This window comes from Mesorhizobium sp. P170090 (genome assembly GCF_057786115.1).
Window position 1 is genome coordinate 1,859,359 of record NZ_JBYNWH010000001.1, and the last position, 22,116, is coordinate 1,881,474.

Genomic DNA, 22,116 nt, shown 5'->3' on the forward strand with positions numbered 1-22,116 from the left:
GGGGATGAAGTCCCGCACCAAAATGCGGCTGCTACTGAAATGCGGGCCGCATAAATCAACTCACGCTGAAATGCTTGCTGCGATTCTTGTTTAGCTTGACCGTATCGACGATTTGACCCGCCGGCCTATGAGGTGATCCGTCTTCGTCCTCCAGGATGGTCTGCCTAGCCCGCCTTAAGATACAGCGTGCTGGAGAGGCTGGCAGATGTAGCTTAAGCGATTGATTTGGCGTAGGATTCGGTTGCGAGGCTAACCCTTCCACCAAATCTCGCGAGCCACACCCGTCATGACCCACGATACTTTGGCGCCGTTCTCATTTCGAGCCGTCGGACGCGTGCGGCGGCTGCCTCAAGCCATCAACCTCGATCAGGCCGCTGATGTACGACACCTTCTTCGGCTTGCTTGCCGTCACCAGAATGCGCATTTCCGAAGCCCTCGCTCGTCAACTCGGTGACGCGGCCCGAATCGCGCCAGCGCTGCAGCAGTTCAACAGGGCTGGCGCATCGGCATCAAGCTTCTTGAGCGGCTGACGCTTGAAGCCCGGAACCAAGGCGGCGAGCAGCCACTTCGCCTTGCTCATTTCGATGACGGCCATGATCGTTTTGTCCTGTTCGAGCGGTAAGAGACTGGCTTGCGTCAAAGATGTGACATGGGGGCGCTCCTTCTGACGGGTGATCTTTAAGCGCGATGTCACACCTAGCCGCTCGCCCATATCATCTGAAACACGCAATCTATTCGCCGACGGCCGCTATGCCGGAGAAATACCGTCGCAGGCTCTCGCCGACGTGGGCACATGGATCATCGAAATCATCAAGCGCTCCGACGCGGCCAAGGGCTCTAGGTCCTGCCGCGACGATGGGTCGTCGAGTGAACTTTCGCCTGGCTCGGACGTTGTCGCCGGCTCGCTCGAGGCGACTATAGTCAGCGCCGAGGCATGGATGTGCATCGCCTCCATCCGCCTCATGCTCCGCCGCCGCAGCTCCACCTCGCACGTAAACGAGTTTCGAGCCAGGCAATTAGACTAGAATGTCGGCCACATCGGCTGTGCCGGCTTCGTAGTTGTAGCCTACGTGACCTGATGGGATGGACGGCCTCCGCTCCCGGCATCGAGGTGCCATAGTGTGGCTGTCGCAAGTCACATGAGGGAGTGCCGTCCATCCCATCAGGTCATAGGTTTTCGCCCGATTTGTTTCGTTCCGGCGAGTGCACTTGACGTTGCCCCCATTCTATCCAGTTTTGAGTTCGTTTCCGGCGTGGGTTGTGCCCTGCTGGGCGGGTGGACGGGCGCTTGGCGCGGAGCCTTTGGCATCGCGCAGCGCCCGTAGCAGATTGAAGGTGGTGGCGAACTCGGCCGGTGTCTGCCAGGCGATTTGGGATTGCGGCCGGGCGGTGTTGTAGTCGGCGCCACAGGGCGATGGCGACGCATGCCTGAGCCAGCGAAGTAAACAGCGTCTCGTTGAGCAGTTCATCGCGTAGTCGGCCGTTGAAGCTCTCGATGAAGCCATTATCCGGCATGATGTTCTTGGTGCCATCGTTTGTTCGGTACGTCAGGTTCGTTAAGCTTGGCGCATCCGGGCCACGGGGCACCGGGAGCACGCAAGTGCGGGCAGGCCGTCGTATGAGATGAACTGCGAGTTCGAGCACATTATCTGGCCGCCCCTACGACTGGCCCGGATGCGCTGCGAGCGCGGATCCGTATTAGTCGTGTTGCCCGCTCGCTCCCTGTTCGTGACCAACGATGGAGGGAACCGTTGCGTATTATCGGCATGGACATACACCGCGTAGCCGCCGAGGTCGTGTCGTTGCTTGATGGCGAGATCGTCAAGCTCGGCCGCTTCAAATGCTGCGCAACAAGCTCGAGGAGTTCGCCAGGAAGGAACTCACCCACGATGATCATCTGGATCGAGGCCACGGGCAATGCTGCTGCCGTCGCTGAAGTGCTGTCGCCCTACGTCGATCGGATCGTGATCGCCAATCCCAAGCAGGTGCACATGATCGCGCACGCGAAGGTGAAGACTGACACGATCGACGCCACTGTCCTTGCGAAGCTCTACGCCTCGGGCTTTCTGCCGGAGGTCTGGGTTCCGGATCCGGGGACCCTTGCCCTCCGAAGACAGGTCACCAGGCGGACACAGCTGGTTCGCCAGCGTTCGCGGCTGAAGAACCTGATCCAGTCAATCCTCCACGCCCACCTGATCCCGCCGTGCCCGCATGGGAACCTCGTCGGATCAGCGGGCGCAAATGGCTGACGAGGCAAATATTGCCTGCGGATGAGCGCGCCGCCATCGAGCGCAACCTCGGCTTGATTAACCAGATAACGAGGCGTTGACGGTGGTCGAGGCGGATATCGCCGTCCATGCCCTCCAGGACCCGACAATCCGCCGCCTGATGACGTTGCCCGGCCTCGACGTCACCGTGGCTGCGAGCGTTGCCGCGGCAATCGGCGACATACGGCGCTTCAGCGATCACAGAAGCTCGTTGCCTATCTTGGCCTCAATCCGAGCGTGCGGCAGTCCGGTGAGGGGCCAGCCTATCACGGGCGCATCACGAAGCAGGGCCGCGGCCATGCGCGGGGGATGCTGGTCGAGGCGGCATGGGCGGCTGAGCGACCGCCAGGACCTCTTCGCGCCTTCCACAAGCGGATCGCCTCGCGCCGCGGGAAGCACATCGCGGCCGTCGCCACTGCGCGCAAGCTTGCAATGATCATCTGACACATGCTGAGCAAGGATACCGACTACATCTGGGCCCGGCCGGCCTTGCTCGGCCGCAAGTTCAGATCGGTCGAGCTGCGTGCCGGCCTTCCGACCAGCCATGCCAGACGCTGCACCGCCTTCGACTACAACATCCCGGCCAAGCGCGCCGAAGAACGATCCCGGGTCGAGAAGGCGGAAGCTGCCTACGCAGCAGCGACTTCCCGATGGCGAACGAGGCCGAAGAGGCAGAATGCTGTGGAAAAAGCTGCCAAATGAGAAAAGAAGGGGCTATTCTATAACATCCGTCTGCATTGGCTTGCCCGGCGCGATAAAATGCCAGTCCACGCGGCTTGCATCGGCCCAGACAAGGATCGCATTGCTGGTCAGTTCGCTGCCATTGTCACTGACCACCATCTTCGGCTTGCCGCGTCCGATCATGAGCCGATCGAGTTCGCGGGCAACCTTCACGCCGGACAGAGACGTATCCGCGACCAACCCCAGACACTCGCGCGTGCAGTCGTCGACGATGGTCAAATTCCGGAAGCGACGGCCCATCGGTCAGCTGATCCGACACGAAGTCCAGTGACCAACGGTCGTTGGATGCAACGGGGACCATCATCGGTGCCCGCGTTCCAATCGCCGGCTTGCGGCCGCCACGGCGCCGAACGGCAAGCTTCTGCTCGCGATAGAGCCGGAACAGACGCTTGTGATTGACCACATAGCACGTGCAGGCGGCGATAGCTGAAGCGCCGGCGCTCATGCGCGATCGCCTTCATCCGCTCACGAAGCTCGCGGTCGTCCGGCCTGCTGGTCTCGTAGCGAACCGTCATGCGGGCAACAGCCGATGGCCTTACACGCCCGCCGTTCGCTCATCCCGAAGCCTTCCTTCAGGCGAGCGACAGCTTTCCGCTTGGCCGGGGGCGTCAACATTAATGGGATGGTCCGCCCCGTGGTGGATCAGCATGCCGTAAGCCCTGTGCAAAAAAGCGGGCTTCGTGCCCGAACCGTTTATTCGGAACGGCATGTGCGGATCTCATCATGGCCTGGCTGCAACAGCAGTTCACTCGCGAGAGGCCGGATACATTTATGCAACTGAAATCGTCATTCGTGATGTCGCGACACCTTGCACGGACGGGGCGGACCATACATTTTTTCCGAGAAGATCTTTCAAAGCGGCATTGTCGAGCATGGCGTCCGCCAGGAGCCGCTTCTGACGAGCGTTCTCATCTTCCAGCGTCTTCAGCCGCTTCGCTTCCGACACGTCCATGCCGCCATACTTCGCCTTCCATTTGTAGATGCTGGCGTCGCTGACCTTGTGCTTGCGGCACAGATCGGCCACCGAAACTCCGGCCTCGTGCTGCTCCAAATCCCGATGATCTGCTCTTCACTGAAACGGCTGCGCTTCATTCTCTGGTCCTCGCGTTGGACCAGAGCGAACTTCAAACCGGATTAAGCCAAAGGGGCAACGGCACTGGCGTTCTCCGGCCGAGCGTCTTTCGCGGCCTAGCGTGGAGAGCTTCTTCTCGTCGCTCAAAACCGAGAGCACGGCTCGCAAAGTCTACAGACGACGGACGCAGCCGGGGCGGATGTGTTCGACTACGAGCGCTTCTACAATCCCAAGCGGCGCCACTCGACGCACGCTGGGCTATCTCAGCTCAGTTGATTTCCAGGAATAGGACGTTGGTGCCTGTCCACTCAACCGGCAGCAGGCCACTCGGCGACTTCGCCGTATAGGCGGCGCAGCTGCTATCCGACACCTCCTGTCGGGTTTGTCGGGCGAGCGACACAGCCTGACTTGGCCAATCTCTTGTCACGCTTCAGGGTAAATGTCTGAAGTGAAACCACAAAATTTTTCTTCAGTTCGACCGCCAATTGGCACAACTTTTGAAGTTTCCTTGTCGCGGGTCGGAAGGAGCTTTCCGCTGACATTCAAGTCGTGGCTAACCGCAATCGAATCGAGACAAGGGAGCACGCAACATGTCAGATCTGCCAGATTGCGTTCTTGGGCAACTGAAAAACCGTAAGCCTCCAAGTGGAGTTAAACGAACTAGCTAGCTCGCGAGCAGGACCTCAACCGCTTGGCGCTTTCACGATAGCGAGGGTGAGTAGAAGCATGGATGCACTTCCAAAACCGTTCGGCGCAAATGTCACCGAGGCGCTTTCCTTCCCGACCTTCGTACAGGTCTCGCACAATCTCGTCGCCGCGAAATTCGACCTAATGAAGTTTACTCCGGCAAAGCACATTCTCGACGCCGCACTGGCAAGCGGTCAATTGCGGGCCGGGGGACATGTGATTGAAAGCAGTTCTGGCACGTTCGCCTTAGCCTTAGCTATCCTGTGTTCATTATATGACCTGCACCTTACGCTGGTCACGGGTCCAACCTCTGAAATCGTGCGCTGGCGACTGGAGAATTTGGGCGCAGTCCTGCATACGGTCCACGCCAGTAACAACTGCGAAGGTGGAATTCAGCAGGCGCGCCTTAACGTGCTGGCCGAGTTATGCTCCTCAGTTCCTGATAGCTTTTGGCCGCAACAATACTCAAACCCACTGAATCGTTCGTCTTACCGGCCGGTTGCCGAGCGAGCCCTCATGGCACAGCCAAAGATTGATGCGATCGTTGGTGCAGTTGGCAGCGGGGGCTCGCTGTTTGGAATTGCGTCTGTTTTGCAGCGCGAGAACACAGCCCTAGAGGTGATCGCAGTCGATCACAATAGAAGCGTGATTTTTGGCGCCCGAGCCAAGCGGATCAGCAAGATGTGCAGGGAAACGTTCGAACAAATTTTGGCGATGGGCGCAGGAATTCCCATGGGCAACGTAAATTTCGAGATCTGCGACGAAGTCCATTGGGTGCCGGTACCGAAGATGATTCAGAAAGTCCACGACTTTCATCGACGTACCGGAATGCTCGTCGGGCCATCGAGCGGTGCAGCTCTGGCTGTTGCGGAGTGGCGTGCAACTCGGGCCCCCTTGCAGAACGTTCTCACCATTCTACCGGATCATGGCGTCCGTTATGCGGAGACGATATTTAATCCCGGATGGTTGAACAACTGGAGCAAAGACCTCATTCGGGATTGGGGAGGGCCAAGGGATATCGTTTCATTAGAAACGGTATCGGAGGAATGGTGTCGATTCAAATGGGGTCGACGCAAATATCGAGATGTTACTGGAAGCGATCCGATGCCCCGCCAGGCTGGATACAATCCGTGAGGTGCTGTTGGAAGCGCACTTTGATCACGCATGCTTGGAAAAACTTCAGAACTGCCGCACCACAACGTGATCGGTAGAACATGAAGCTATTGATCAAGAAGGAATATTATTCTCGTCAGAAACAAATCTGACGTAACGTTTGTCATAATTGCGTCCGTTTTGGGAGAGCATGCTTGCGAAATGTACTCGGATCTCCCGGAGGTCTATACCGCAGACCCCTATCTTGTTCCAGAGACACACTGATCACGGAGATCGCCTATGGGACTGTCGAGATGATTCGACACCTTCATATGCGCCTTCTTGAGCTTGGCGCACACGTGGAGATTGTCGACAAGCCCGCATCCAATGGCGGCTATCAGCACGCGCGATTGGACAGGCTGGCCGGATATCTGAAAGGGATAGCCGACAGCTATTGGCACTCGCTGTACTCCAATGCGGATAATCCGCTCGCCTGCGCAAAATTGGCTGAGCTGCTTATCAAGAAGGCGGGAAAGATCGACTGCCTGTTTGGCATGGTGGGATCAGGGGGCTCCATGTGCGGCACTTCCAAATACGTAGGGATAGTGTTCCCCGAATTGGATGCCGTTGGCGTCGATAGCGTAAAGTCCAGTCTGTTTGGGCAAGCATGTTGCAGTCCAAGCCTTAGCAAGCTGGGAGGTAATCTCCTTCACTCGAATATCAACCACCCACACTTCGACAAGGTTCATTGGCTCACCCCTGCATTTGATGCAACTCGTCAGTTGCACCGGGACAATGGACTGTTTATGAGCCCCGCCCCCAATCCAAATTCTCTTCAACCCCATGCGCTGGGACACCTTGAGACTGTCGAGCCTATTAAGCAGGGATGTGGCGCGATGCTGGAAGCTTTGTCTCACGTTGACCACGCCAAGGTCGCCCATTTAAACCTTGAGCCAGAGCAAGAACAGTTTGTGGACCCGTTAGGTTTAGTGTTCTCTGAGCTTCAGAATAGCTCGCGCCGCGAACTGGAGCACCCGTTCTCGATCATCGTCCGTCATCATGTAGTTGGCTTTTTTGTCCTGCGTGAAAAGGCGGCGGTGCCGGAATGGTCACCGCCTGATGCAATTACCTTGCACAGCTTTCGCGTGGGCCAAGCATACCAGGGCAATGGATATGGCAAGACGGCAATTAGACGTGCTGCTGGATGGATATTAACAAACCGTCCATACGTCACCCGTCTCATGTTAGGCGTCAACGTACGCAATGTGACAGCCAGAGAAACTTATCTGAAGTCGGGTTTTTGGGACACAGGCGTTACTTTCTGCGGCCCAATTGGCCCTCAGAACATTCTTGAATATAAAGTCGGGTTGTCACGATGAGCACGCCTTAAGGTCGCGCTTCCTATACCTTCTGGGAGCGTGCTCTATGCTGAGGACCAGTTGTTGGTGCGCTGCACGAAAAGGTCCGACAAGAGATCATGCGGTGAGTGATCGATAACGAATATACTTTCGGATTTCGGCGTGATTTGCGAGCTCACTTTGCGGCCAAGTCGTCGACAGCTTTGTTGAGCTCGGCGAAGTTGGCCTGTTACGGATCGTAATTTTGCTGCCCCACCATTCGATGAGCTCGGCATGCCCCTCGTGGGTCGGATCGACGCAAGCCTCACGGAACTCCGGATAGCTCCACGGACCGCCGATGTCGGTAGTGTGCTGAGAGTTCTGCAAATTCGCTGAGAGGGGGCGGTCATGGCAGGCTGGTGATTGTTCACGTCACCTGATTCCCGCGAAGGAACGCCACCATGACCAAGACTGAAGTTAAGACCGCCAGCGCTGCCGTCAAAGACATTTTGCTTTCGAACCCGGATGGATTGCACGAAGTGCTCCGTGATGGACGAGGCGCTGGGTGCCTCCAGGAGCGAGCGCACGCCCGAACGGCTTGGCTATCGCTCGGGCTATTACGGCCGTACCCTTGTGACGCGGGTCGGCAAGCTCGAGCTGCGGGTTCCGCAGGACCGGGCCGGGCGCTTCTCCACCGAGCTGTTCGAGCGCTACCAGCGTTCCGAGCGGGCCTTGGTGGCGACACTGGCGGAGATGTATGTGCAGGGCGTGTCGACCCGCAAGGTGAAGGCGATCACGGAAGAACCCCGATGTCCTCGGGAGGGCAGCATCCGGTTGCCTCGAGAAGCAATCGGGTCTGCAGGGCCGATAATGGGTGAGCGCTGTCCCGGCGCCACCTTTCGCGCGTGGTCGTGAGCCACGATGCTCGGAGCCTTTGAGGGCTTCGACACATGACGATTTCAGAGCTTACGCTTAATTCCAGGGACGAGGAGCCGGTTCGACGGCTTGAGATATTCACGGGTTCTGGACGGCGGCGCGAATGGTTGCCGGAGGAGAAGGCGCGGATCGTGGCGGAAAGCTACGATGCTGGCGAGACCGTGAGCGCGGTGGCTCGGCGACATGCATTGTCGGCAGCAGCTGTTCGCCTGGCGCCGGTCCGCGCGGGTGCCGTTGGCGAATGCGCCGGCACCGGAGCCGTTGTTTGTTCCAGCAGTGGTCGCGGCACAGGAACCCGAACCGGCGGGGAAGCGCGCGAGATCGACACGGAAGCGGAAGGCCGCGCGAGAAGCCGGCGTGATCGAGCTGGAGATTGACGGCGTCGCCATGCGGGTCGGTCGTGGCGCCGACGCCAGGACGGTGGCGGCGGTGATCCGTGCGCTGAAGACGCCGTCGTGATCGGGCCGACGGGTATGGTCAAGGTGATGGTCGCGACGAAGCCGGTGGACTTCCGCAAGGGGGCCGAGGGCCTGGCGGCGCTGGTGCGTGAGACGATGGGCGCCGATCCGTTCTCCGGCGCGGTCTACGTCTTCAGGGCCAAGCGCGCCGACCGGGTCAAGCTGGTGTACTTCGACGGCACCGGCGTGTGCCTGCTGGCGAAGCGTCTGAAGGACGGGAAGTTCTGCTGGCCTGCCATCACCGATGGCGTGGTGAGGTTGTCGGCGGCGCAATTGCAGGCGCTCCTGGAAGGGTTGGATTGGCGGCGCGTGCATGACACCCGCGAGACGCGCGCGCCGGTCGCGGCAAGTTGATTCCATGGTAGGCCAGAGACGCTGGCAAAGCATTGGAATGCATGATTGAATCGGCCTTGTGAGCAATCCGGCCGAGCCTCAGACCAACGATCCGATCGCGCTTCAGGCGATGCTCGCGGCGGAGCGCGCCGAGAACGAGCGGCTGCGCCAGATCATCAAGGAACTGCAGCGCCACCGCTTCGGCCGCAGGGCAGAGAGCCTGCCAGTCGACCAGCTGCTGCTGGGCCTGGAAGAGGCCGAGCAGGTCGAGGCGGAGGGCTTCGCCGCAGAGGACACCGCCGACCCTGCCAAGCGCGAGGCTCGCGCCAGCAAGCGCCGCACCAACCGCGGTGCACTGCCCGCGCACCTGCTGCGTATCGAGCAGGTCATCGACATTCCCGACAAGATCTGCCCGTGCTGCAAGGGAATGCTGCACGTCATGGGCGAGGATCGCTCCGAGCGCCTCGACATCGTGCCGGCCCAATTCCGTGTCATCGTCACGCGCCGACCGAAGTATGCCTGCCGGAGCTGCGAGGAGGTCGTGGTGCAGGCGCCCGCAGCGGAGCGCCTCGTCGAGGGGGGCATCCCGACCGAAGCGACCGTCGCCCACGTGCTGGTGTCGAAGTATGCCGACCATCTTCCCCTGTATCGCCAGGCGCAGATCTATGCCCGGCAGGGCGTGAACCTGGATCGGTCCACGCTCGCCGACTGGGTCGGCAAGGCAGCCTTCCTGCTACGGCCGATCCACGAGCGGCTGTTCGAGCGGCTGAAGGCGTCCGGCAAGCTCTTCGCCGACGAGACCACGGCGCCGGTGCTCGATCCCGGGCGCGGCCGCACCAAGACGGGCCAGCTGTTCGCCTATGCGCGCGACGATCGCCCCTGGGGCGGGATCGATCCGCCCGGTGTCGCCTATCTCTATGCGCCCGACCGCAAGGCCGAACAGCCACTCCGGCACCTTCAGGGCTTCGTCGGAATCCTGCAAGTCGGCGGCTACGCCGGATACCGGGCGTTGGCCGAGCGCAATGCCGTGAGCCTAGCGTTCTGCTGGGCGCATGTCCGTCGCCGGTTCTACGAACTGGCCCAGTCCGGACCCGCGCCGAGGCGCTCCAGCGCATCGCCGAGCTCTACAGGATTGAGAGCGAGATACGGGGACGCTCGCCCGAAGAGCGGCGAACCGCCCGCCAGGAGAGAGCCGCCCCGTCATCGATACCCTCCAGCCATGGCTGCGCGAGAAGCTCACCTTGGTCAGCCAGAAGAGCAAGCTCGCAGAAGCAATCCGCTACCCGCTCTCGCGCTGGGCCGGACTTGGTCGCTTCCTCGACGACGGCCGCGTCGAGATCGACTCCAACGTCGTCGAACGCTCGATCAGGCCAATCGCCCTCAATCGGAAGAATGCGCTCTTCGCCGGTTCCGACGGCGGTGGCGAGCACTGGGCGACCATCGCCTCGCTCGTAGAAACCGCGAAACTCAACGGCGTCGACCCGTACGCCTAGCTCGCCGACGTCATCGCCCGCATCGTCGCAGGCCATCCGCAAAGCCAGCTCGACGACCTGCTGCCCTGGGCCTATGCCCCCGCGCCGCTCAAGGCCGTGGCCTGAGAACAGCGGTTACGAAGAATGGGCAAGGTGCGCTCGATCTTGATGCTGTGCGTCGAGACGGTTCCCGCTGCACTGGTGGGCAACGATCGGGACGAACATGTCTTCCCCCTGACCCAATCGCTAAGCTCTACGACACCTAATGACTGGCCGGCTTCAAATCGGAGTCGGTGGCCGGCTTAATCGGAAAGGAAACGCCGCCGAGATCGCCGCAAGACGGTGCGCAAATACATAGCGCGCGGGCTCGAGGCTCCGGCCTACGGACCACGTCACTATGGTCCGTTGCGCTGAACTAAGCCCGTTCAGCTTCTCCGAGTCGAGCGGCAAGCTGAGTTGGCGAACGACCACGAGAGATCGTGTCGGGGGTGGCAGGGTTCTCATGTTGCGCCTCCGCGATGGTGAAACCATCCGAAGAGCCTCGCCGGAAACGGCGTTCGATCAAGAGCTTGTGCAGCTCAAGCAGCGCGGCAAGCGATACGTGCCGGGGGGCCTAGGTCCATCGCCGCGCAAGCCACGGGATCGATCATCCAGGCCGGAGCGGTAATGACATGCCCGGGCGCGATGACGAGATGAATGATCCGGACGTCGGCTTCGCTGTTCTCGCAGCGAAGCCGACGTCCGAAATACGGGTGCCAACGGTAATGGACCTCGACCTCCTGCCCAACATGGGCAGAATGACCCCGAGATGGCGATTGGAAGGATTGAGCGCTCGACGGTGTTGCCTGTCGATCTCGATGCGGCCGTCGTCAAGGAAGCGCGAGAGGTCTTGCCAGCGCGAGAGCGTGTAGCGGATCGCCTCGGCGAGCTTTGTCTTCTGGCTAATCCAGGCCGAGCTTCTCGCGCAGCCAGGGTTCGAGATCGGCCACAATAGCGCGGCTATTTCCTGACGAATCGCATGGCGTTCATCGGCCGATCGGCCGCGGATATCGTCCTCTATTCTGCTTACGAGATGTCGCCAGCCGCGGTTCGACAAGTAACCGAATTCCGGTTTCCCGGCACCTCGTCGTTACGAAGCCGGGGCGAGATCGATCCGCCCCGGCAACATCCATGATCCGCTGAGGGGAGGGACGCAGGCTATGGCCTAGGCAAATTCTGAGAAACTAGCCCAGCGCTTCAGGGAATTTTTCTTCGGAAAGCTTGGTGATGAGTTCGGCGCCGTCCTTCGTCACCACCGCCACCTCTTCCAACTGGAACACACCAATCTCCAGTTCGTATTTCGGCTCGACGTGAATGATCATTCCCTCCTGAAGTATTTCCTTTGAGGTCGCCGCGATCGAAGGCGGCTCCGTCAGGTTGCGACCAGATCCATGGCCGATCCGCGATGCGGTTGCACTCGGAAGCCCCAACTCCGTCTCCTGGGCATACACTTCGAACGTGCCATAGACATCGGCACCGGTCATGCCAGGCTTAATTGCAGACAACGTCGCGATCGTCACGTTTCGGACCTGCGTGTAGATGCTTTGTTCTTCGTTGGTGACGCGCCCTGACTTGGCGATCCGGTTAACGTCGGAAATTGAACCAAACAACCGGCAGCCGACATCGACCCAAATGAAATCATTCTTTGCCAGCGCCCGATCGGTCGGCGGCAGACTATAGGCGAAATCCTTGCGTCCGAAGCGCACCGGCAACCAGGGAACCGATTCAGCGCCACGCTCGATCAGGTCCAGCGTCAATGCCTTGGCAAACTGTTTTTCCGTCGTCCCCAGTGCCAAGTTCTTCAGGCAGTGGTGGAACGAGTCGTGCGCGATCTCGAGGGCACGCCGCTTCTGGGCGATCTCGACCGGCGTCTTGATCATTCGGATGGGCCAAATGGAATCTGCACCTTCAACAAGCTGTGCTGCAGGGAATTGGGTCTTCAGCTTGTCGATCAGACTGAATGAACCCACGCCAAAACTCTCGAATCCATAATCAAGCGCAATAGTGCGACGGTCGGACTGTCCGAGAACCTCGATGACTTTGTCGACCGCACCCTCGATGAAGCCGGAATACTGCTGGTATGCCAGACCGAGAGGCAGTTCCGAGGTTTGATAGAACGTCCTCGCTTCGGCAGCGGCGGCCACGACCACCGCGTCGCTGTCTTTTGGGACGACTAAAAAAAAGGGCCGGGCTTTGGAAGCCCAGAACAAGGACTTGTAGCCGCTGAAGTATTCAAAATTATCCTGATCCGAGATCAGAAACGCATCGACAGATTGTTCTGCCATGCACCTGCGGAGGGTGTCGATACGCTCCCGATACTCGTCCGCACGCACCAGTAGGTTATCGTACATAATGTACCCTTGAATGAGCAACGCAACGGCTTGTATACCGGGTATAATTTTACGTCAAGATGTAAGAACTCCGGCCCTTCGTTGTTCTTCTGCGCAGCGCGTCACCGCGCGATCCGCACCGAAACGATCAACGCCCTGATGGACGGTACCACCCGCGTTATTCGACGGAACCAGCTTGAACGGGATGGCCCACCTCCCGCGAGGCAAGGGCAACCATTTGGTCTCCGTCGGCGTCTCCTTTATGAGCCTCCATCATGTTGACAGAGCAGGTATACCCAATATACGGTGCTACACAGTTAGAAACTCTTCAACGGGGGCTTCAGGTGAGAATCCTCGGCGTCATTCGCAGAGCCGCTATGCTAATTACGGCAGCACTTCTCCTGGTCAGTGTCTCGTCGGAGGCGATCAAAGCGGAAACGCTCACGGAGAAGATTGCAAAGGAAGGAAAACTGACTATTGGAATTCACAACCGTTGGCCTTGGGGCGTCAAGAATGAGGAAGGCACCGTCTCGGGCGTCCATCCCGACGTTCTGAAGGCGGTGGTCGAGCCGCTCGGCGTTAAGGAAGTCGATTTCGTTGTGATGGAATGGGGTGCGCTGATCCCCAGCCTCATGTCCCGCCGGATAGACGCAGTCGCCTCTGGTATGAACATCACTCCGGAACGCTGCAAACAGGTCAGTTTCTCCGAGCCCTTCATGGCCACAGGCGATGCTGCAATCGTGAAAGCGGGAAACCCTCTGAACATTCACAACTATGCCGACATGGCAAAGAACTCTGAAGTTCGCATAGGTGATGCGCGCGGTGCATCCACGACGGAGAGCGCGATCGCCTCGGGTGTGTCGCGAGATCAGATCGAACTCTTCCAAGATTACAACGAACTGGTCTCTGCGCTTCTGGCGGATCGGGTCGATGCGATCCTGATGACCAGCGGCACGGCTCTTGGCATTCTCAACGACCCCAACGTTAAGGGCATCGAGCGCGCGGCTCCGTTCACTGGACGCATCATGGAAGATGGCCAAGAAGAGCTCGGCTATTCGGCAATTGCTTTCCGGCCAGAGGACGCGGATTTCCGTGACCTATTCAACGAAAGCCTTGCCGCCAGAAAGTCCGACGGCACAGTCTGGGAGAAGCTGTCGTCGTACGGTTTCGCTAAGGCTGAACTGGCTGGCGACAAAATTACCGCGGAGTCTCTTTGCCAGGGCAACTATCGGTAAGTACCAGTACGTAGGCGATTAGCGCTCGTGGTCCGCATATCCCTCGGACGAATAGCTGGACAGCCGCTCTCTCGGAAAATTCGAACCTGACCCGAATAGCCATGCGCCCTGCGGCAAGCTGGTGTGCGGTCGATGTCGCCCGACTAAGTGATTTAATTGCCGGATGCGAGACGGGTATAATGGTATTCGCGCATCGTCATAACGGTGCCGACCTTAATGCCTCGGACCCGGCGAAGTGCAGGTCAGCTCACTGACAGGCACCAGCCATCACATTAAGGGTTATTACACACTCATGGAACAGTCCCTCGACCTCCCGACCAACCGTGACCGCGGTCGCGCAATGTCGCGAGAGCGCCTTCCAGCACCGAAGCCTTGACCTTCACCGCATGGCCCCGCGTCCAAAGGCGCGGCGCCTGCACCACCTGCGGCACGCTCATGGCATGATCGATCAGGTTCGACAGCGTCACCGCGGGAAGATATGCAGTCAGCTAGGCAGGCCGATCGCCTAGCGTAACCTGCCGTCGCGGACATCGACGGGCAAGGCGTTTGCCGGATGCGACCGAGCTGGCGCGGCCCGGGCGCGGATCGAACCGAGCATGTATTGTTCGGTGTGATTTTTCATGGAATGAGGACCCCGTTGTGGAGTGCGCCCCTCGGACCGGACAGGGTCAAGCCGCAGTTTTGACCATCTGCCGGGCGTGTTGGTCCTCGAACTGTTGCGGGCTGAGATAGCCGAGCGCTGAGTGCAATCGGCGGGTGTTGTAAACCTCATCAATGAAGCGGGGAAGGTCCTCAGCGACGTCGGCGAAGGTTTCGTAGGCCATCGGATAGACGGCTTCGACCTTCATCGTCTTCATGAAGCTTTCCGCTTCCGCATTATCGTAGCGATTGCCGCGCCGGCCCATGGATCCACGAGGGGCGCACTCCATTTGAGGGGTGCTTTTCGTCCACCTTTTACTCGAAAATGCGGGGTCCGGATTCCACGGTCATTGACAAACTGCTTCAAAGCCGCAGGATATGATCGGATTAAACAGGACGTGCTCTAGCTAGGTCGCGCATCGCCACATCGGCGCCCGTCGCTCGGTTGACGCCAACTGCCGAAAGGATCCAAAATCTCTCAGTCGGCCAGCGTCTACGCCGCTGCACGCCGACTAAAACCAGCTTTCCGCATCCGCTCACCCGTGCGCGAGTGAATACGACGATTCAGACGCTCCGAATAAGACGGGCCCATCGGGCGGCTATCGGCGCGGCGAAGCCATGGCCGAAGGTCCCGATCCGGCCGCTCCGGTCCGGTATGGTTGTCAGCACGGCAGAATCAGCTGATAGGACGGCAACAAGGGTGCGATATCGACAGCGGGTGGCGCTGGATGAGATGAAGGGTGTGCGAGTAGGGCGCATCGCGGGCAAGTCGCTAGGCGCAGACGGTCGCTGTCATCCTCGAGGAGCTTGGCTCGAAGTGATCCTGCTTGGCCTGTTGCAGAGACGCGCTGAGATTGGCTCAAACGTTTCACTGGAACAAACTGATTGGCTGCGCAAGTGCAGCGGGTCATCCTATAAAGGTGCCGTTCAACGCGCGAGACGGGAGAGATCAGCAAGTGCTGACGCCGACGGACCAACCCCCCAAGGAAACTCTCAGGCAGAAATGACCGTGCCGCGGAACGCTCTGGAGAGCGGCGCCCTAGCGTCCACCGAAGGGGAAAGCCGGGCCGCTGTCCGGTTAAGCTCTCAGGTACAGAGACAGATTTGAGGATAAGCCGCGGGCAACCGCCCTGCAACCGCTATTCTGTCTGGAGAGTGAATTGCCCACGATTGCTGTGATTGGTGCCGGTATCACCGGCGTGTCGACGGCGTATGCCCTTTTGGAGCATGGCTACGATGTGACCGTGGTTGAGCAGCAGCGCTATGCCGCGATGGAGACCTCATTCGCCAACGGCGGCCAGCTCTCGGCCAGCAATGCCGAAGTCTGGAACCATTGGTCCACTATCCTTAAGGGGGTCAAATGGATGCTCAGGCGCGACGCGCCGCTGCTAATGAACCCGGCGCCCTCGTGGCACAAGTATAGCTGGCTCGCGGAGTTCGTGTCTAACATCTCCCGGTATCGCGAGAACACAGTTGCGACCACACGGCTGGCGATCGCTGCTCGCAAGTACATGTTCGAGATTGCGGAGCGGGAGCATATCGATTTTGATCATGTCTGCCGCGGCATCCTTCATGTCTGCTGGGACAAGACGGGTTTCGACCACGCCACAAAGGTGAACGATATGTTGGTTGAAGGCGGGCTGGACCGGCGACCAGTGACCGCGGCCGAGATCGCTGCAATCGAACCGGCCCTGAACGGTAACTTCCATGGTGGCTTCTACACGCCATCCGACTCGACCGGTGACATCCACAAGTATACCACGAGGCTGGCCCAAGCCTGCACAAGGCGTGGCGGCGCCTTCCTCTACGACGCGAAGGTCACCCGAATCGAGCAGCGTGATCGATTCCGACTGACCTATTCAGCCCCTTGCGCGGGCGGACAAAGCGCCGAACTGGCCATAGAAGCTGATGCAATCGTAGTGTGTGCAGGTTCGCACAGCCGTGACATTGCGGCCATGCTCGGCGATCGTCTTAACATCTATCCGGTTAAAGGATACTCGATCACTGTCGACCTCAATGATGCCTCGGCACAGGCGGCCGCGCCCTGGGTGAGCATCCTGGATGACCGAGCAAAAATCGTGACTAGCCGCCTTGGCGCTGGACGCTTCAGGGTGGCGGGCACCGCTGAGTTCAATGGCCTCAACCGAGACATTCGGGATGACAGGGTCAGGCCGCTGATCGAGTGGACTCGGACACTCTTCCCCGGTGTCACGACCAACCGGGTCGTGCCCTGGGCCGGGTTGCGCCCGATGATGCCGAACATGATGCCCCGCGTCGGGAAGGGACGTGCGCCGGGTGTGTTCTACAATACCGGCCACGGCCACCTCGGCTGGACCCTGTCGGCTGCGACCTCCGCCATTCTGGTCCAGGCCGTTGCGGCGGAGCTTCCCGTCGATCGGTTGGCAGCGTAGGAGGGCCGGAGCAATGAGCCGTGAAGCTGTCCATGCGACGTGGGTTGAGATTGCGGGACTGAAGATCGCGCGGGAATTGCACAACTTCATCCGCGACGAAGCCTTGCGGGCACGAGCATCAGCAACTCGGCCTTTGGCTTCGTTCTCCTCGATCGTACGCGATCTCGCGCCCCGCAACTGCGAGCTGCTCGCCATCCGCGACGACATCCAACAAAAGCTCGACGACATCCTGTCGGTGCCGGTGGCCAGGCGGCCGAACTGGACGCCGGACGAGATCCAGCGCGAACTCGACAACAACGCGCAAGGCATTCTCGGCTATGTCGTGCGCCGGATCGACCAGGGTGTCGGCTGGTCGAAAGTGCCCGATCAACGATGTCGGCCTGATGGAGGACCGCGCCACCTTGCGCATCTCCTCGCAGCACATCGCCAACTGGCTGCGCCACAAGGTGTGCTCGGAAATCCAGGTCAGGGAGTCGCTACAGCGCATGGCGGCGATCGGCGACCGCCAGAACGTCGGCGATCCGCTCTACCGGCCGATGGCCGGATTTCGACAAGTCGATCGCCATTCAGGCCGCCTGCGACCTGGTGTTCAAGGGCACAGTCCTGCCCAACGGCTACAGCGAGCCGGTGCTGCATGCCAGGCGGCTGCAGCTGAAGAAGGACCGTTTGCGAACGTGCTGCGGGGCTACATGAGTGCATTCAATCTCGCGGCTGCAACATGATCATCGCGAGTGCGCTTTACGCAGCGCAGGAGAGGTGCCTCAAGCCATTAAGCCTTGCGGTCCTCCACGGCAGTTCTTGCTTTCAAGCCGACCACCTCCCATTGCCTCACTTGCGGAGCTAACTGAAAAGCTGGCGTTCATTTCAAAACGTAACGCTTTCTGGCGTATTGTTTCGGCAATCGGTGCAGTTTGGCACCAAACCGACGCGCTTTTGCTCCAATCTTCTCGGGCACATTCTCATCCTATTGAGCGGGATTGCCATACCGCGCTCAAGAAGGACAAATATCGGCCATCCATTTCCCGACAGGACGTTGCTGGCAAGTGGGTCGGCAGAATTCATTCAAAAGGCTAATGCGGCATGACAAGCATTGAAACTTTCCGGGAACTACAGCGCGAGGCGACCGAGTGGCGCCGCTATCTACATGAAAATCCGGAGTTGGATTATCGGTTGGAGTACACAGCGAAGTTTGTGGCGGAAAAACTGGCTTCGTTCGGCATCAATCACATCGAGATGGGTATTGCTGAAACTGGCATCGTCGCGTTGATTCAAGGCGAGGGTGGAGACGGGCCGACGATCGGACTGAGGGCGGATATGGATGCTCTTCCGATCATTGAAACTTCAAACAAACCCTGGTCGTCGAAAATACCGGGCATTATGCATGCGTGCGGCCACGACGGTCACACGGCCATGCTTTTGGGTGCAGCGAAACACCTGGCCAAAAGCCGCAACTTCAAAGGCACTGTCGCCTTAATCTTTCAACCGGCCGAAGAAGTGGAACTCCCGTCGGGCGCCCTGCGGATGGTTCAAGAAGGGATCATGGATCGCTTTGGCATATCTCAGGTTTATGGCATGCACATTATGCCGGGCATTGACATCGGCAAGTTCGGCATCCGCCCTGGTCCAATCATGGGCTCGCAGGATGACTTCGATATCCTCGTTAAGGGCACTGGCGGCCATGCGGCCAACCCACATCGAACCGTGGATCCCGTTGTTATCGCAGCTCAGATCATTCTGGGTCTGCAAGTTTTGGTTTCGCGCAGGACCGACCCTTTGGAGTCGCTGGTGATATCCGTCACCAAGCTGAGTGCCGCCCAGGCCTACAATGTCATTCCCGACCAAGTTGCCATCTCCGGAACGGTCAGGGCTCTGGCGTCCACCCTGCGAGACTTCGCCGAGCGAGAGATTCCGGCCGTCGCCCGGGGCATCGCTCAGGCGTTCGGCGGGGATATAGAATTCAAGTACATGCGTTCTGTGCCGGCTACATCCAACAACTCGGAGGAGACCACGCTGGCCATCAAGGCGGCACGAGATCTCGTCGGCGCGTCCTCCGTAGACGCTGCAACAAGAATAAACATGGGCGCGGAGGACTTCGCGTATATGCTCCAGGAGCGGCCAGGAGCCTACATCTTTGTTGGCAACGGACCGACCGCTGTATGTCACAACCCAGCTTTTGATTTTGACGACGAGGCATTGCCTTACGGCATCGGTTGGTGGGTGAAACTCGTCGAAACCATCTTGGCGCCGTGAGTGCTCCGGTTTGGTAATCTGCCCCTCGGTTTGGCTATTGGACCGGGGAGATATAATCGCTGCGCTCACGGCCGCTCGGTCTTTGACGAGGCCGTTGACGAAGAAACGACGAGGCTGGATCGACCTAGCTGTTTAGATGGGGTTTTCTGTCCGCTGAGCTGATTGCAAGCTCCTTTCCGGCGTATCCATGTTCCCTGCCGGCTCTGTGGTTCTCTTCGCGGTTAACACCAAATGCGTGTCGCGTTTTAAGGGATTCAGGATTGAACGAAGCCGCTAACGCGGCATTTGGCGATCGGTTGGCGGGTGACGCTGCTGTTTTGAAGGGTTGCGGCTGTTGAAGCGCAATTTCGAGAACAGGAGCAATGAGATGCTTGAGTTGAGCCCACTTCGTCCGGCGCATGATCGAGGACATGACGATCCGCAATCTGTCGCCGGCCACGCAACGATCCTACGTACACGCGGTGGCGAAGTTTTCCCGCCAGTTCGGCCGCTCTCCGGACCGGCTTGGCCTTGAAGACCTCCGCGCTTTCCAAGTGCATCTGGTCTGATGACCGTGCCCGGTGTGGGCGAAGCAGTTTCATAATGGCTACTATCAGTCGGGTGAGGCGATCATACTTTACAAATTTCGTCCCCGCTGCGGCCATACGGTCATTGTCAGGGGGCGCAATCGCCGTGGCGACGAAGTAACCTGACCATGCGCCAGCCTGACGGCAGCAGCCGTGATCTGGCCGCGACTGCCTGAAGACGGCCATGCCGCCCTGTCCCAGCCAGTCGCGTTTGAACGGGTCCAGATCGCACCGGTCAGCCAGCCTTTCGGCCCAAGTGTGTTGGCCAGCGCTGTGGTGAGGTTGCTCATTCCTTCCATCGATGCACGGCAATGGCGGATCCGATGACGGGTCAGTGCCCCAGAGCCTGTGCGAAGCCTGCTTCGTGCGATCGTTCTGCGCAGACGTGAAGAACTGTTCAGGAGGCGCCTCTTCGATGATGTCGCCACTTTGCAAGAAGATCACCCGATCGTCGGCGCGCCGGAGCAGCCAGACGCCGGCTGCGCTCAGCTCTGCGCCTGGTCCGGCGTGAACCATACGCCGCGCCGCGCCAACCCGCCGCCGAGCCCGATTGGCATGCCATCGGCACGCCAGCACGCGGCGCCAGTCATCGTGCCGTCTGCATCAAACTGAATCGCACTCATGCCGCAGCCAACGCTGTTAACCGTCGCCACATCGTGGCCGCGGTCGCGCAATGCCGCGAGCACGCCTTCCGGCACCGAAACCTCGACCTTCACTCCATAGCCCCGCGTCCAAAGCCGCGGCGCCTCCACCGCCTCCTGCAAGCTCATGCCATGATCGATAAGGTTCGACAGCGCTTGCATAACTGAGGGGAACATGCGCAGCCCGCCAGGCAGCCCGATCGCGTAGCGTAGCCTGTCGTCGCGCAGCACCATGACCGGAGACATCGACGACGTCACGCGCTTGCCAGGCGCGATCGAGTTGGCGCGGCCCGGATGCGGATCGAACGAGGACATGTAGTTGTTCGGGATCATGCCGGTGCCCGGCACGATGTAGCCCGCGCCGAAAAGGGAGTTGATCGTCTGAGTGCTGGCAACGACGTTGCCGAACCCGTCCGCAACTGTCAGGTGGGTGGTATGCGCACCTTCGCTAGGTGCCACCCCTGCGTTCCATGACTGGGCGCGGTCCATCGTGATGCGAGCCCGGCGCTCCGCTGCATAGTCCTTGGACAGCAGCTTTCCGATCGGCTCCTGGACAAACGCCGGATCGGCGGACGCCGCTGCCCGGTCGGCGAAAGCGATCTTCAGCACTTCGGCCAGCAGGTGTAGCGTGTCCGGCGTTGCGAAACCGAGCGCGCCGATGTCGTAACCCTCCACGATGTTCAATATCTGAATGATGTGCAGTGGACCGAACGACGGCGGCGGCGGGCCGACAACCTCATAGCCGCGATAACGCCCTCGCAACGGCTCGTGATCGACGGTTCGATAGCTCGTCAGGTCCTCGAGTGTCAGAAAGCCCTCCTCCTGCGCCATGTGCTCCGCATAGTGACGTCCCAGTTCGCCGCCATACAGGATGTCCGGCCCCTGGCGCGCGATTGATCGCAGCGTCTCGGCATAATCGCCGGTGACCAGGGGGGTCCCGGGCTGGATCGGCATGCCGCCGGGCAGATACAATTTGGCGATTTCCGCATCGCGCGCGAGATCGGCCGCCGACTTGGAGACGCATTCCTGTAGATAGGGAGTCACGCGAAAGCCACGCGAGGCGTGACGGATCGCGGGCTCAGTAACGTCGGCCAAAGAGAACGTGCCGAACCGGCGCAGCGCCTCGCACCAGCCCAGCAGATTGCCGGGGGCGGCGACCGCGGTGGGGCCAATGGCGTTGCGGCGGCCGATAGTGGCCAGCGTGCCGGGCATGGCCTTCGGATCAGGCGTGTAGACGGCTGCGCCGGTCGCGAGTGGTGCGGTGCTCATGCCGTCGAGCACGTGATGCGTGCCGTTTGCGAGGTGGATATGCGCTATGCCGCCACCCAGCACCCCCACCATCATCGCCTCGACGACCGAAAGGGTGAATAAGGCCGCGACGGCAGCGTCGATCGCGTTTCCGCCGGCAGCGAGCATTTCCGCCCCCGCCGTGGAAGCGAGCGGGTGATTGGTCACCACCATGCCACACGAACCGGTTGCCGGTTGTTTCTCACAAGAGAAGGTGGCGCCCGCATGAGAGCGCCAGCCAGTATGCCGCATCAATCAACCTCCCGTACGGACCTGCAAATAGCGACACGGTGACGTTGTCCGTCATGCCATCCACTGGCAGG

At 59.9% G+C, this 22,116-nt stretch carries 15 protein-coding genes, 11 pseudogenes and 1 riboswitch; of the genes and pseudogenes, 17 read left to right on the forward strand and 9 right to left on the reverse strand.

Annotated features, from left to right (window positions below):
* Positions 1–442 precede the first annotated feature (442 nt).
* On the reverse strand, positions 443–730 hold the full coding sequence (locus tag AC3EML_RS08970; protein WP_488505416.1) for a hypothetical protein: 288 nt from the start codon (positions 728–730) through the stop codon (positions 443–445).
* Here AC3EML_RS08970 and AC3EML_RS08975 point away from each other — a divergent pair.
* Positions 726–1,025 (forward strand): annotated as a pseudogene (locus AC3EML_RS08975) (transposase); the annotation flags it as partial. The gene AC3EML_RS08970 and the pseudogene AC3EML_RS08975 sit on opposite strands and share 5 nt — an antisense overlap.
* A 201-nt stretch (positions 1,026–1,226) precedes the next feature.
* On the opposite strand, the pseudogene AC3EML_RS08980 reads toward AC3EML_RS08975, so the two are convergent.
* A pseudogene (locus AC3EML_RS08980) lies at positions 1,227–1,506 on the reverse strand (integrase core domain-containing protein); the annotation flags it as partial.
* Positions 1,507–1,751: 245 nt separating this feature from the next.
* Here AC3EML_RS08980 and AC3EML_RS08985 point away from each other — a divergent pair.
* From AC3EML_RS08985 to AC3EML_RS08995, 3 genes and pseudogenes are all read left to right on the forward strand, one after another.
* A complete protein-coding gene (locus AC3EML_RS08985) occupies positions 1,752–2,249 on the forward strand; it encodes an IS110 family transposase (RefSeq protein WP_352522320.1) in 498 nt (165 codons plus the stop codon).
* Between the two features lie 139 nt (positions 2,250–2,388).
* Positions 2,389–2,711, forward strand: a pseudogene (locus AC3EML_RS08990) (transposase).
* Positions 2,712–2,714: 3 nt separating this feature from the next.
* A complete protein-coding gene (locus AC3EML_RS08995) occupies positions 2,715–2,969 on the forward strand; it encodes a hypothetical protein (protein WP_352522321.1) in 255 nt (84 codons plus the stop codon).
* A gap of 15 nt (positions 2,970–2,984) precedes the next feature.
* Here the strand turns inward: AC3EML_RS08995 and AC3EML_RS09000 are convergent.
* Together AC3EML_RS09000 and AC3EML_RS09005 are read right to left on the reverse strand one after the other, a co-directional pair.
* Positions 2,985–3,623 (reverse strand): annotated as a pseudogene (locus AC3EML_RS09000) (DDE-type integrase/transposase/recombinase); the annotation flags it as partial.
* Between the two features lie 218 nt (positions 3,624–3,841).
* Positions 3,842–4,100 (reverse strand): annotated as a pseudogene (locus tag AC3EML_RS09005) (transposase); the annotation flags it as partial.
* A gap of 98 nt (positions 4,101–4,198) precedes the next feature.
* Between AC3EML_RS09005 and AC3EML_RS09010 the strand changes: the two are divergent.
* From AC3EML_RS09010 to AC3EML_RS09020, 3 genes and pseudogenes are all read left to right on the forward strand, one after another.
* Positions 4,199–4,369, forward strand: a pseudogene (locus AC3EML_RS09010) (IS3 family transposase); the annotation flags it as partial.
* A 437-nt stretch (positions 4,370–4,806) separates the two neighbouring features.
* The gene (locus AC3EML_RS09015; RefSeq protein ID WP_352522322.1) at positions 4,807–5,901 is read left to right on the forward strand and encodes a pyridoxal-phosphate dependent enzyme; all 1,095 of its coding nucleotides are present in this window, start codon (positions 4,807–4,809) and stop codon (positions 5,899–5,901) included.
* Positions 5,902–6,191: 290 nt separating this feature from the next.
* A complete protein-coding gene (locus AC3EML_RS09020) occupies positions 6,192–7,238 on the forward strand; it encodes a GNAT family N-acetyltransferase (protein ID WP_352522323.1) in 1,047 nt (348 codons plus the stop codon).
* Between the two features lie 96 nt (positions 7,239–7,334).
* Here AC3EML_RS09020 and AC3EML_RS09025 read toward each other — a convergent pair whose 3' ends face one another.
* Complete coding sequence (locus AC3EML_RS09025; RefSeq protein WP_488376745.1) at positions 7,335–7,583, reverse strand: hypothetical protein; 249 nt, start codon at positions 7,581–7,583, stop codon at positions 7,335–7,337.
* A gap of 74 nt (positions 7,584–7,657) precedes the next feature.
* Between AC3EML_RS09025 and AC3EML_RS09030 the strand changes: the two are divergent.
* The 4 genes and pseudogenes from AC3EML_RS09030 to tnpC form a co-directional block, all read left to right on the forward strand.
* Positions 7,658–8,000, forward strand: a pseudogene (locus AC3EML_RS09030) (transposase); the annotation flags it as partial.
* Between the two features lie 146 nt (positions 8,001–8,146).
* Positions 8,147–8,509, forward strand: a complete 363-nt coding sequence (locus tag AC3EML_RS09035) for a transposase (protein WP_488376744.1) — start codon at positions 8,147–8,149, stop codon at positions 8,507–8,509.
* Between the two features lie 96 nt (positions 8,510–8,605).
* Positions 8,606–8,944 carry an IS66 family insertion sequence element accessory protein TnpB gene (gene tnpB, locus AC3EML_RS09040; RefSeq protein WP_435053502.1) on the forward strand — a complete coding sequence of 113 codons (339 nt, stop codon included), beginning with the start codon at positions 8,606–8,608 and terminating at the stop codon, positions 8,942–8,944.
* Between the two features lie 58 nt (positions 8,945–9,002).
* On the forward strand, positions 9,003–10,661 hold the full coding sequence (gene tnpC / locus AC3EML_RS09045) for an IS66 family transposase (protein ID WP_488376743.1): 1,659 nt from the start codon (positions 9,003–9,005) through the stop codon (positions 10,659–10,661).
* A 380-nt stretch (positions 10,662–11,041) separates the two neighbouring features.
* Here tnpC and AC3EML_RS09050 read toward each other — a convergent pair whose 3' ends face one another.
* The gene (locus AC3EML_RS09050) at positions 11,042–11,491 is read right to left on the reverse strand and encodes an IS66 family transposase (protein ID WP_488376742.1); all 450 of its coding nucleotides are present in this window, start codon (positions 11,489–11,491) and stop codon (positions 11,042–11,044) included.
* Between the two features lie 127 nt (positions 11,492–11,618).
* Complete coding sequence (locus AC3EML_RS09055; RefSeq protein ID WP_488505185.1) at positions 11,619–12,785, reverse strand: M24 family metallopeptidase; 1,167 nt, start codon at positions 12,783–12,785, stop codon at positions 11,619–11,621.
* A 323-nt stretch (positions 12,786–13,108) separates the two neighbouring features.
* Between AC3EML_RS09055 and ehuB the strand changes: the two genes are divergently transcribed.
* Positions 13,109–13,999 (forward strand): ectoine/hydroxyectoine ABC transporter substrate-binding protein EhuB, encoded by an 891-nt coding sequence (gene ehuB, locus AC3EML_RS09060; protein WP_352522327.1) that lies wholly within the window; start codon positions 13,109–13,111, stop codon positions 13,997–13,999.
* A 668-nt stretch (positions 14,000–14,667) separates the two neighbouring features.
* Here the strand turns inward: ehuB and AC3EML_RS09065 are convergent.
* A pseudogene (locus tag AC3EML_RS09065) lies at positions 14,668–14,907 on the reverse strand (integrase core domain-containing protein); the annotation flags it as partial.
* Between the two features lie 745 nt (positions 14,908–15,652).
* A riboswitch (glycine riboswitch) is annotated at positions 15,653–15,750 on the forward strand.
* Positions 15,751–15,798: 48 nt separating this feature from the next.
* Between AC3EML_RS09065 and AC3EML_RS09070 the strand changes: the two are divergent.
* The 5 genes and pseudogenes from AC3EML_RS09070 to AC3EML_RS09090 form a co-directional block, all read left to right on the forward strand.
* Positions 15,799–17,049 (forward strand): D-amino acid dehydrogenase, encoded by a 1,251-nt coding sequence (locus AC3EML_RS09070; RefSeq protein ID WP_352522325.1) that lies wholly within the window; start codon positions 15,799–15,801, stop codon positions 17,047–17,049.
* A gap of 13 nt (positions 17,050–17,062) precedes the next feature.
* Positions 17,063–17,233 (forward strand): annotated as a pseudogene (locus tag AC3EML_RS09075) (hypothetical protein); the annotation flags it as partial.
* A 30-nt stretch (positions 17,234–17,263) separates the two neighbouring features.
* A pseudogene (locus AC3EML_RS09080) lies at positions 17,264–17,742 on the forward strand (malate synthase G); the annotation flags it as partial.
* Between the two features lie 387 nt (positions 17,743–18,129).
* Positions 18,130–19,299, forward strand: coding sequence for a M20 aminoacylase family protein (locus tag AC3EML_RS09085; RefSeq protein ID WP_352756489.1), 1,170 nt, complete (start codon positions 18,130–18,132; stop codon positions 19,297–19,299).
* A gap of 367 nt (positions 19,300–19,666) precedes the next feature.
* Positions 19,667–19,844: pseudogene (locus AC3EML_RS09090) on the forward strand (phage integrase N-terminal SAM-like domain-containing protein); the annotation flags it as partial.
* Between the two features lie 506 nt (positions 19,845–20,350).
* On the opposite strand, the gene ggt reads toward AC3EML_RS09090, so the two are convergent.
* Positions 20,351–22,045 (reverse strand): gamma-glutamyltransferase, encoded by a 1,695-nt coding sequence (gene ggt / locus AC3EML_RS09095; RefSeq protein ID WP_352593654.1) that lies wholly within the window; start codon positions 22,043–22,045, stop codon positions 20,351–20,353.
* Between the last annotated feature and the right edge of the window lie 71 nt (positions 22,046–22,116).

What these genes read in the sequence shown, in the direction of transcription:
- AC3EML_RS09015 (WP_352522322.1), top strand. Translation starts at nt 4,807, where the DNA reads ATGGATGCACTTCCAAAACCGTTCGGCGCAAATGTCACCGAGGCGCTT.
- AC3EML_RS09085 (WP_352756489.1), top strand. Translation starts at nt 18,130, where the DNA reads ATGACAAGCATTGAAACTTTCCGGGAACTACAGCGCGAGGCGACCGAG.
- AC3EML_RS09055 (WP_488505185.1), bottom strand. Translation starts at nt 12,785, where the DNA reads ATGTACGATAACCTACTGGTGCGTGCGGACGAGTATCGGGAGCGTATC.
- ggt (WP_352593654.1), bottom strand. Translation starts at nt 22,045, where the DNA reads ATGCGGCATACTGGCTGGCGCTCTCATGCGGGCGCCACCTTCTCTTGT.
- AC3EML_RS09020 (WP_352522323.1), top strand. Translation starts at nt 6,192, where the DNA reads ATGCGCCTTCTTGAGCTTGGCGCACACGTGGAGATTGTCGACAAGCCC.
- AC3EML_RS09035 (WP_488376744.1), top strand. Translation starts at nt 8,147, where the DNA reads ATGACGATTTCAGAGCTTACGCTTAATTCCAGGGACGAGGAGCCGGTT.
- tnpB (WP_435053502.1), top strand. Translation starts at nt 8,606, where the DNA reads ATGGTCAAGGTGATGGTCGCGACGAAGCCGGTGGACTTCCGCAAGGGG.
- AC3EML_RS08995 (WP_352522321.1), top strand. Translation starts at nt 2,715, where the DNA reads ATGCTGAGCAAGGATACCGACTACATCTGGGCCCGGCCGGCCTTGCTC.